General features: G+C 50.0%; 8 protein-coding genes. 3 read left to right on the plus strand and 5 right to left on the minus strand.

The annotated features are described in order from the left end of the window. Positions 1-28 precede the first annotated feature (28 nt). The 3 genes from AB4Z29_RS17920 (at position 29) to AB4Z29_RS17930 (ending at position 5,580) form a co-directional block, all read left to right on the plus strand. Positions 29-1,690 (plus strand): extracellular solute-binding protein, encoded by a 1,662-nt coding sequence (locus AB4Z29_RS17920; RefSeq protein ID WP_441944384.1) that lies wholly within the window; start codon positions 29-31, stop codon positions 1,688-1,690. 87 nt (positions 1,691-1,777) lie between these two features. Then, positions 1,778-3,811: an endo-alpha-N-acetylgalactosaminidase family protein gene (locus AB4Z29_RS17925; protein ID WP_441944385.1), complete on the plus strand. Its 2,034-nt coding sequence runs from the start codon at positions 1,778-1,780 to the stop codon at positions 3,809-3,811. A gap of 44 nt (positions 3,812-3,855) precedes the next feature. Next, on the plus strand, positions 3,856-5,580 hold the full coding sequence (locus AB4Z29_RS17930) for an alpha-1,3-galactosidase-related protein (protein WP_441944386.1): 1,725 nt from the start codon (positions 3,856-3,858) through the stop codon (positions 5,578-5,580). A 408-nt stretch (positions 5,581-5,988) separates the two neighbouring features. On the opposite strand, the gene AB4Z29_RS17935 is transcribed toward AB4Z29_RS17930, so the two are convergent. The 5 genes from AB4Z29_RS17935 to AB4Z29_RS17955 all read right to left on the minus strand — a co-directional run bounded on the left by AB4Z29_RS17935 (position 5,989) and on the right by AB4Z29_RS17955 (position 10,875). Then, entirely contained in the window at positions 5,989-6,606 is a 618-nt protein-coding gene (locus tag AB4Z29_RS17935; protein ID WP_441944387.1) for a histidine phosphatase family protein, read from the minus strand. A gap of 53 nt (positions 6,607-6,659) precedes the next feature. Next, the gene (locus AB4Z29_RS17940) at positions 6,660-8,420 is read right to left on the minus strand and encodes a methyl-accepting chemotaxis protein (RefSeq protein ID WP_441944388.1); all 1,761 of its coding nucleotides are present in this window, start codon (positions 8,418-8,420) and stop codon (positions 6,660-6,662) included. A 9-nt stretch (positions 8,421-8,429) separates the two neighbouring features. Beyond that, positions 8,430-8,891 carry a DinB family protein gene (locus tag AB4Z29_RS17945; protein ID WP_441944389.1) on the minus strand — a complete coding sequence of 154 codons (462 nt, stop codon included), beginning with the start codon at positions 8,889-8,891 and terminating at the stop codon, positions 8,430-8,432. Between the two features lie 140 nt (positions 8,892-9,031). Continuing rightward, complete coding sequence (locus AB4Z29_RS17950; RefSeq protein WP_441944390.1) at positions 9,032-9,694, minus strand: response regulator transcription factor; 663 nt, start codon at positions 9,692-9,694, stop codon at positions 9,032-9,034. Then, the gene (locus AB4Z29_RS17955) at positions 9,691-10,875 is read right to left on the minus strand and encodes a sensor histidine kinase (RefSeq protein WP_441944391.1); all 1,185 of its coding nucleotides are present in this window, start codon (positions 10,873-10,875) and stop codon (positions 9,691-9,693) included. Before AB4Z29_RS17955 ends, AB4Z29_RS17950 begins: the two co-directional genes overlap by 4 nt. Positions 10,876-11,097 lie beyond the last annotated feature (222 nt).

Genomic DNA, 11,097 nt, shown 5'->3' on the forward strand with positions numbered 1-11,097 from the left:
TAGAAAAAATAAGGGGAGGATGTTTTCAATGAAAAAATCGTTTAAAAGCTTGTCTGCGTTGCTGATTGCCAGTCTGCTAATCTCAGTGCTCGCGGGATGCGCAAACAATAACAACGGGGTCGCGACGCCAGAAACATCGGCTGAACCGCCTGCGGACAATGGGCAAGCCGGCGATTCACCGTTGACACTTGATTTGTATTCCGATCGGGCTTGGTACAGCGATTGGACTGGTGCGGGAGCGAAGAGGATTACGGAAAAGACCGGAATCAGCTTTAATGTCAAAAAGCCGGTACAAGACGACGGCGACGGCAAAGATATTTCGCTCATGATCGCAAGCAACAGTTTGCCGGACATTATGGTCGTCGACAGAGGAAACAAGATGCTGCAGCAATTAGTCGAAGGCAATTATTTGTATTCTTTGGATGAGTTGATCGAGCAATATGCACCGAACCTGCGCAGCATCCTGAACGAGCAATACGGCGAGGAGCTGCTTGCGAATTTCAAGGAAGAAGACGGCAAAACCTATAAGCTCATTTCTGGCTATCAAACGACAAAGTATTTGGATGAAGCGAAGCTAAACGCCGGTCTGGCTCCTGTCTGGCTGCCGCAATTCGTCGTCCGCAAAGATTATTACGATGAGATTGGCCGTCCTGACACTTCAAGCCCGGACAAATTTTTGGCCGCGCTTGAGCAAATGGCTAAAAATCATCCCGACAAAATTCCTTACCTGGGCGACAAAGGGCAGCATTCGAACGATCTGGGCTGGTTCCTGCCTCAATTCGGAATCGCGGACTATTATTTAAACGGCGATAACGTTCAACACAAAATCAAAGATCCGCAGTGGAAAGAAATGGTGAAGTTCGCCTTTACGATGGCCGGCAAAGGATTGCTGACGAAGGAATCGTTCGTTAATACCGGAGAAGTTACCGCGCAAAAGGTGGCAGCAGGCGATGTTATCGTTTCCGCGTTGAACTCGGCAGCGAAGAATAATACACCTCCAAAGGACAATCCGGATACCAGCTTTGAAATGCTTTCGCCGTTTTCTAGCTATATGTATCCGACCATTCCTAAAGGATGGATGGCACTTGTTATTCCGAAAAGCAACAAAAATCCTGAGCGTACGATGAAATTATTGGAATATGCGGCTTCAAAAGAAGGACAGGCTGACTTTTTCTTCGGTGTTGAGGGGACGGGGAAAGAGGGGTTTGTAGACTTGGAGAACGGTCCACACTTCTACTATGACAATTCGGTGGCAAATAACTATTTTAAGCAAGGAAAACCGACATTTACAACCGGTTTTAGTGATTCGTTGAATGAGGATTGGGGAGGTACCTGGAAGCAGGCGGGGCTAGGCGAGCCGATTTTACTAGTGGCGAATTGGGCAGTGTCTAACTCCGTGTTCTGGGACCCCCAAAATCAGGAAAAGCAGGCTTATGATCAATTGATGGCTCCGAAGATGAAATTTTTCCCTGAATTCGATTTTGTTCTCGACAGCGCAAGCGAGCTTGGCATCATAGAGGCGAAAATAAATAACCTGAGAACCGACTATTTGACAAAGCTCGTATTCGCTGAAACCGAAGAAGAGTTCGAATCTGTCTTCAGCTTTTTGCTGGACAAGTCGGAAGAGCTCGGGATTGCCAAGCTGGAGGCAGAATATACGAAGCAGTATGCCGACAATATAGCAAAATAAAGCAAGCAATGACATCGATATGACCAAGGGGAGGGGCGGCGGGTTTGATTCGTTCCTCTCCTTTGTCGTTAGGCGGGAGGCCATGGTATGTTTCTATTGGAGAATGATCATTTATTAGTGGAGTTGTACGATTGGCCGGGGATCAGGCGGTATGTGCACAAGGATACCGGCATCGGGATGAACGGAAGTGGTCCGGAAGGAAAATGGTCCTTGAACGGAAGCGTGAAGTCTTGGGATGAATGGGAGATTGAGGTCAGACAGCTTTCAGAGCGGTCAACGGTCTCTTACGATATGAAATTAAAAAGCAATGATGTGAAACTATCGGTCATCTACCGTCTAGAGGAAAGCGAAGTATCCGTGCATCTGCAAGTGAAAGAAGATGCCACGCAGTGGCTGGAGCGGATCGATTGGGTCGATCAGCCCTTGCTTAGGTGCACCAACGATGGCTTCTCATATGCCCGGACCGAAATTCATCCGAAAAGCTGGAAATTGATACCCGGCGGGGGCAGAGGGTTATACGATAGAAAGCAGATCAAGGATAAAATCGGCGATGCCGTTCCCGACCGCCATGATGTACCGACGATGCATACCTGTTTGTTTAATGGCGAGCTTTGTTGCTTCGTGCACACCAACTATCCGGTCATCCCGCTGCTCAGCAAAGTTTCGGGCGGCAGCCAATACGCGGAGCGGTCGGAAGCGTACGACATTACTCTGAATACGTACCAATATCGCGTGCGCGGCCAAGCTATGGAGCCTCTAGAGATGAGAATTGTTTTTTTGACAGACGTCAACGGCGATGGCAAGGCGGATGAATGCGACTATCAGCTGTGGATGAACCGACAGTTTCCGGATGCAAACCCGATCTACAAGGAAGCGATCTGGTACAAAGTGTTTTGTGCGGAGAGAAAACGGGGCGTTCTTACAACTTTCAAGGAAACGCTGGACATTATACGTCAAGTCCACCATATTACCGGGGGGATTCCTCAAATCGTTTACTTGGTCGGCTGGCAATTTGACGGTCACGATACAGGTTATCCGTCGCTGAACCGGATTAATCCGAAGCTTGCCGTAAATCCGGACAGAGCGCGCGAAGAGTTGGTGGAGCTAGTTCGAACGGCTAAGGAGGAATACGCGTGTACGGTCAGTTATCACATAAACGTTGACGATGCTTATGAAGACTCCCCGGACTGGCATCCGGATATTTTGAGCCGCGATCCGGACGGCGCGGCGCGCGTTTGGCTGGATTTGGATCAGCGGGTGTACCACATTTCGCATACAAAGGATGTGGAGAGCGGTCATGCGTTTGCTCGACTGGACGAATTTCTTAAGCTCGTGCCCGTTGCACGGACGGTGCATCTCGATGCATTCCGCAACACCAATGCAAGCTGGGACGGCGACGGCTACATCGGCCCCATGGAAGAGCTTGTCTGCGGAATGAAACCGATTATCACGTATTTCAATGAAAGAGGGATTGACGTGTCCACGGAAGGCCAGAACGGCATGCCAATCGAGGATGCGGGCGTATTCAGCGCATATTGGCATTTCTCTCCGACCCAGATGTATCACGGGAAAATCGTCGGCGGAGGCAGCGTGGACATGAATGCGATCGCATGGGGCAAAGGCGCTTCGATCGATGCAGATATTTTGTACCGTGGCGAGCCTACCCGACTCGAAGGCGAGATGGTTCAATCGGCCTCCTTTGATTCGAATTGGAATCAAATCGTGGATATCCTCTATTTGGGCTCGATGCTTTACCGCTTTTATTTGGCTAGGGAACTGGTCGAAATGCGCGAGGATGAACACAACGTTATGATGCGGTTCGGCGACGGTGTAACGATGAAGGCGGACAAAGGGGCCAATCGTCTCGCGGTTACCTGTGGAGATCTTGTGATTGCGGACAACGACGACCGTTTCATCCCGATGGATAATCGGATATATGCATACAGCAGGCACGGGAGCGAACGAGCATGGACGCTTCCGCGGACTTGGCAAGGGAAGAAGTATCAAGCCTATCGTCTAACGAAAGACGGCCGCGAATTCTATGATGATTATACCGCCGAGGACGGATCGATTCGGATCAAGCTGGAGCCACATGTTCCTGTAATTTTGGAGTTAATGTAAATAGATAGGCAATTCTGTTGTTGGTGTGAGGAGAGGGAGGTTGTATGGCAGCAGCAAGCGTAAATGACAGCAGTACGGTGAAACTTGAATTTGCACAGTTTGGCGGCAAGCCGGACTCGGGAGAAGATGCCGTGCCTGCGATGAAACGCGCGATTGAAGCGGCCTCGCGGATAAGCGGGACGGCTGTGACGCTCGTCGTAGAACCGGGACGGTATGATTTTTATGCCGAATCCGCCGAAAGAGCCGTCTACTATATGTCTAATACGGCCAGCGAAACGGAAAATCCGAATCCGGTGAAAACGATTGGGATCTGCTTGAAAGGCCTGAACAACTTTGTGCTCGACGGCGGCGGCGCTCTCTTCCTATTCCACGGGAAAATGACTATGCTCGTGATCGACGATTGTGAGCGCATCGAGATTTGCAATCTGAAGTTAGATTACGCCTGGCCGACGGTCGTAGAGATGAAAGTTGAGAAGACGGTGGAGAATGCGGATACCGGCGCCTATTTGGACATTTGTGTACACTCAGACTCCCGATACGAGATTAGGGAAGGTTTGCTGTGCTGGATTGGGGACGGCTGGCGTTTTCGGGACGGTCCCATGCAAGTCTTTGATAAAGCGAGCAATTCGACATGGCGAATCGCTAACGTGATCAAGCAAGCTCTCCGCGCCGAAGAGCTGAATCCGGGGAGGATCAGGCTTCACTACGAGCTGTTGCCCGATATTGCCGAAGGCTGGATTCTGCAGGCGCGGGACGGTATCCGCGACCAAGCGGGAGCGTTCATTCACAGAAGCCGCGACATTCATCTGGAGCGAATTGACGTCCATTTCATGCATGGACTTGGCATTGTAGGCCAGTTCAGCGACAATCTGAGCTTCAACCGACTCGACATGTCCCCGCGTCCGGAGACGGGCCGGACAGTTGCGGCGTTTGCGGATTTCGTGCACCTGTCCGGCTGCAAGGGCCGGATCTTCATTAAGAACAGCCGTTTTGTCGGTGCTCATGACGATGCCATCAACGTGCACGGCACACATCTGCGCATTGTTGGCTTTCCGTCCGCCAATCAGGTTCTCGTTCGGTTCATGCATCCGCAAACGTACGGCTTCGAAGCCTTCCATGCAGGCGACGACATCGAATGGATCAAGGAGCGTTCGCTTGTATCTTCGGGCAGCACCCGGGTAATGGATGCAAAGCTGATCGAGCCTCGCGTGATGCTGCTTACCTTGGAAGCGAGCCCACCGGAGGGCATTGAGGAGGGAGATGTCGTGGAGAATGCAACATGGACACCGGAAGTGGAAATCATGGACAACTATTTCGCCCGCATTCCTACACGAGGCGTGCTGGCGACGACGCGCAAGCGGACGGTTATTGCGCGCAACGTATTCGAGCGGATGCGGATGAGCGCCGTACTTGTCGCCGACGATGCGGCGTCGTGGTACGAGTCCGGCCGGGTGGAGGATCTACTGATTCGGGAGAACGGATTCATCGAATGCGGGAGCAGCGAGCTGGCGGTTATTTCCATTGTGCCGGAAAACGAGGAGATCGATCCAGAATCGCCAGTCCATCGCAATATTCGGATTGAAGAAAATCTCTTTCTTATGTCACAAGCACGGCTCTTGGACGCCAAGTGCGCCCACACGTTGAGCTTCAGAAACAATGTGGTCTTGACGGTGCCCGGCTTCGAACGTATAACGGAGGTGAATGAGGGCATCCGCTTAACGGCTTGCACCGATGTGGAAATTTTTAATAATTCACTTGGCGCTATTTAATAATTAATTCGGAGGTTTCGAGGACGGTATTCGCTGGCACGGCGGTGACTAGAGGAATCCGAATTTCGTCCATATAAAGTCCTCATTGCTTAAATAGGATTAATCATGGGGACGATCATCAGAGGATGTATTCTTTGAAGCGGCTGAAACGGATTGAACGTTCGAATGGACAAAAACATACACGCTTCGCGGTTGCGAGGTGTGTATGTTTTTTATTATTCAATAATCATTGACCGTGATATCCGAAGAGACGACAATCTGAATTGGTCGTACTGTACTCGAAAATCCTAATTAATTTGGTTATCCATTATCGACTTATAGGCTAGTTCTAAATGCTGTAGTCGATCTAAACCCATGTTGCAGCACCGTCAGAGGATGGTGAGCAACTTGTTGCGCCGCAACCCCACATTACGAGAATGGATAGTGGCTGATGTCCCCATGCATGACGATCTTGGCAGTTTGACCAGAGATGTCGACCCTAGATAAGCTAGCAGGTTCGATTTCAGTCGATTTCCATAGATGCTTCATGTCAGTTCCCTGAAAATGCGCCATGAGTAGCTTAATGACGATGGTATGAGTAACAATCAGCAACGACTTCGAGGAGTGTTTCCGAATGATATCATTGAGCAGGTTTAACGCTCTCGTTTGCACTTGAGTATACGTTTCACTATTTGCGATCGCGAACTCTTCTGGGTTATTCCAGAACCGATCCCATTGCTTGGGGTAATGAGCTTGAACCTCCGAATGGACTTGTCCCTCCCATATCCCGAATCTCATCTCCATAAGCGATTCGGATGCTGTCAGTGGAATTTCTCTTGCTCCTCGCAAGATCTCGGCGGTTCGCATCGCCCGCGGACTTGGACTTGAGTAAATCATATCTATATCCACTTTATCCAAGACGACTTTTAGGCTTTCAGCTTGGCGTACGCCTAGCTCGGTTAAAGGGGAGTCCAGTTCCCCCTGCATGCGATGGACCACATTCCATTCCGTCTCTCCATGGCGCGTCAAGTATAGTCTCGTGCTCATGAGCAAAACCTCCGCTTCCCAGTATCATGATCATTAGACCAACGAATCTCTCTTTACAACCTAAACCGTTGAACCAGTCGAAGCATGTCCTCTGAGATTCGGTTCATTGAGTCGGCCGAGGCCGAAATTTCCTCCATGGCGGCGAAATTTTGCGCAGCGGCAGTCGAAATTCCCTGTGCCAGATCATTGGAACGCTCCGCCATATGGTCGATCTCCAGCAATGACGCGGTAAACTCCTGCGAGCTCGCGGAGATTTGTTCAGAAGCCGAAGAGGTCTGACGCACGTGGTGAACGGCGCCGCGCGTGGCTAATAGGATGCGATTGAACGCTTCGCCGGAATGTTGAATGAGTTGGGCTCCGACCGTTACCTCGCGTTCCCCCTTGCCCATGGCCGCAACGGCGGTGTCGATATCTCCGCGTGTATCGCCGATCAGCTCCGCCACCTGCATGGCGGATCGTTGCGAGCGCTCAGCCAGCTTTTTCACCTCACCGGCGACGACGGCGAAACCTTTGCCCTGATCCCCGGCTCTTGCCGCTTCGATAGTCGCATTCAGTGATAGCAAGTTTGTCTGCGCGGACAACTCGCCCATCGCTTCAGCAATCTCTCCAATATTACGTGATCTCTCGGAGAGTCGGCTGACTATGGAAGACAGGTCCTCCACGGTGGAAGTTATCGCCCCCATCTGCTCAGAAGATCGAATAATGAGCTCATTGCCTTGTTCCGCATGGTCTAATGTAGTTAGAGAAGCCTCATGAGCCAGCGAAGAGGAAGCGGCTATGCGCTGCGCATCCTCCGCCAATTCCACCATGGCGAGCGTGCTTTCCCGCAGGCTTCTCTTTTGCGTATCGTTGCTAGTAGCAACCTCCTGCGCGGAGGCGGAGATGCTGTCCGTCGCTTCCGTCGTCTCCAAGAAAGTCGCCGACAGGTCTCGCGAGGCCGATGACAAGGCGGCGGCATGATCAAGCAGCCCCCGGGTCATACTTCGTAGACTGTCACGCATCATGGTGAACGAGAGGAACAAGTCGCCGATCTCGTCCCGGCTCTGAATGATTTCGCTATCGTTTGGCGACAAATCGCCTTCCGCGATCTTCTTGACCTGTCGGTTCAACAATACGATCGGCTTGGAGATCCGCATGGCAAACAGAATAATAACGACGGCACCGGCCACTAAGCAGCCGACTAGAGTATACAACGTGCCTTGCACGATACGTTTTTGCCCCGCCTGGTAGTCTTGAATATACGATCCCGCGACGAGGGTCCATCCCCAATTCGAATCTTTCAGTGAGTAGGCAATTTTCATGGCCTCTGCAGAGTTATCAGGAAGAGGCCATTTGTAGACGGTAAAGCCGCCGTCCTGTTGTCCGCTCTTACTAAGCATATCCCGAATATGATAAAAACCATCGCTCGTCTGCTGATTATAGAGGTTTCGTCCCTCCAGCGAAGGGTGCGCCAGCAAATCACCTTTATCGTTAAGTATAAAGAAGTAACCGTGTTTTCCGAGATCGATATTCGTGTTGATCGTCCTCGATCCGTCCGCTTGCTTGGGACCTAGGAGCATCTCTTTCATTTGCTCCTGCGCGGTCTCCCTGTCGAGCGATCCTTTCAGCGCTGAATCTTCGAATGCTACCATAACCTCGGAAGCCATTTTGACCGTGTTACGCAGGTTCGCCCTCATCTGCAAATCGCTCTCACGTGCCGTTACCCATAGGCTCATAGCAGCCATCGTTAACATTGTCACAACGAGAATGGCTAGAGTTACGAATAACAGTTTGTTTTGAATAGAGAATCGCCATTGGTCTACTTTTATTCTCATGGGATTACTCTACTTCAATGCTTTCAACATGGCGGCGACATTGCCAACATGGTAAGAGGCATGAAGCGCCGTGGAGACGACCAGATCTCCTATCGTTTCGGCTTTAAAGAAGTTTTCCTTCACAGGTTGTTCGATCTTTTCATGTAGCCATTTCCGCAGTTGCAAAGGCTGTGCAATCAGTTGGTCAATCAATACTTCCCATTGTGGAGGTTCGTCTTGCCAATCTGAAGGTTTCGTGCCGTAACCGAAATAAACCATGTACTCAGCCGGGAGTGTCATCTCTTGTGCATTGCCGGATAAATACAAGATATGAAGCTCTGTGGAGACGAGAACGTGTCCTAAATGCCAGATTATCGTATTGTTGAAGCCGTCCGGCACCTTATTCCGCGCATCTACCGGGCATCTTTCCGCAAACTCCAGAAGCTTGGAGTATTGGTCGTTCAGTACATGAAATATAAAGTCCTCTTTCATAGCGCATATTCCTTCCCTTGTCCATTATCAATCGGAGTATTCCGACTAAATATGATTGTAACAAGGACAGCAGCTACGTAAATGTGCGAACCGTCATGAATATTCAAGGTAGGCTCTATGCCAAAAGTAATGCCTTTGCTTTAAGGAAGACGGCGAACCGCAAATATTGCCGCCTGCGTTCGATCACGCAACCCCAATTTTGCCATCACGCTGGACAGATGGTTCTTGGCGGTGCCTTCCTTAATAAAAAGAGAACTCGCGATTTCTTTATTGTTCAAGCCATCCGCAAGTAAGGCCAGCACTTTCTTCTCTTGTTCTGTCAAGCTGGCAAGTTCTTCGTTCTCGTCCTTCAAAAAAGAGGGGAATTGCCTCATGCTTCCCTCAGGACTCTTGTTCAACCCCTTCAGCAGCATCGACGTAATCTCGTGCTGAAGAACCGTTCCTCCGTTGCAAACGGTGTGAATCGCACTGACGATCGCCTCGGAGGGCATATCCTTGAGCAGATAGCCGTGCACCCCATGCTCCAACGCCCGCAGGATAAGCTCCTCGTCGTCGAACGTGGTTAGGATGAGTATTTTGGTCTCTGGAAAATGCTTGAGGATGAGCGCAGAGGCTTCCACACCATCCATTCCCGGCATCCGAATATCCATCAACACCGCATCGGGACGACATTCTATCACTTTGGTATAAGCTTCTCTCCCGTCTGCCGCAGTGCCGATTACCTCCATATCCGGTTCCAAATTCAAAATCGTCGCCAACCCCTCGCGCATGAGCCTCTGATCGTCCACCACGAGAATCCTCATTGTTCTGCCCCCACGGCTAGTACCGGATACGGAAGACTCACTTTCACAGCAAAGTCATTGTTTCCTCTCTCCCCGAAAGAAACCGCACCGCACCATTCTTTTACTCTTTCTTGCATACTCAATAAGCCAAAACCTGGCTTCAGCTTACCCGGCAGCACCCCGTCATTGCTTATCAACATCGAAAGCTGCCTCGCATCGTAGAGCAATTCAATGGAGGCTTTATTGGCCCGCCCATGCTTCTTCGCGTTCGTTAGCGACTCTTGGACGATGCGGTATGCGGTAAGCTGAAGATCGCCCGGTAGCGGAACCGGATCACCTTTCAGGTAAAACCTTGTCTCGACCTCCGCGTACTTCGTGAATTCTTCCGCCAGTTTCTTCAGACTCTCAGGCAGAAATATCGATTGAACAGGTTCGTCCCGTATCGTTCGTACCGCTAACCGAATCTCTTGCAAGGAAGCTCGCAACAATTCCTCGCATTCCGCATAGATCTTTTCGCTCTGTTCTGGACCTACTAGTCTAAGCTTGCGGGCCGCTTGCATCTGTACGATCAGTCCTGTTAATTGATGTCCCACCGAATCATGCAGCTCCCGCGCGATAGTGACCCTCTCCCTGGCCGCTCCTAATTCTTCCGCCTGAAGAGCATATTCCTGGAGCCTTTCGTGGGTTTCCTTCAAGTGGGTGTACAAGTGAATAACATCCTGACGAGCGCGTTGGTAGAATTGAAGCAATACGGACACGATGCTAGCAAAAAGAATAAAGGAGCATGTTATAAAGTAACTGATCGCGTCCAGTCGATTGTATAAGTGCAAATCAATGGCGATCATGATCGCAAGGTAGACTAAGAGAAGCGTCACGCAAGTGAAGACGAGGGATCGGAAGCTCTTCTGTAACATAAGAATGGCTAACGCTGTTATGCCAACTAGTAGCTGATTAGGAACTTGTCCTCCGATAAAGACGTAGCCGTAAGCTGCCGAAACCAGAAAATCAAGAATCAGGACTCGTATCAATACGTTCTTGTGTGAATTGGCTTTAGGTAAAAGAAACCGAACAAACAAAAAAACGGCTATCGAAAGACCGATAAAGCTAAGCCTCCAGAAGAACGCAGTCGATGTGTGATAATAAACGATCCCTGTTACCGCGAGGTTCGCAATCAGCTTTAGTGCGAAAAAGAGTTTCCACAACAGAAGAGCATTTCTGGATAAATATGTGGCCGAAAACATAATCTCATTATTCCCTTCATTGCAATTACATTTTTAAAAAAACACGCAAAGTCGCGGTAAGTGAATTCTTGTGCATTTTGGGCGTGACTATCGTCGAATACAGGGTTTAGATACAAAGCTCAATACAAAGCCGCAACAAAAATATTATAGCATAAACATTAGTGGATCTTATGAATATGATTA

Origin of the sequence: Paenibacillus sp. 2TAB23 (assembly GCF_052115165.1) — a bacterium.
Lineage (GTDB): Bacteria > Bacillota > Bacilli > Paenibacillales > Paenibacillaceae > Pristimantibacillus.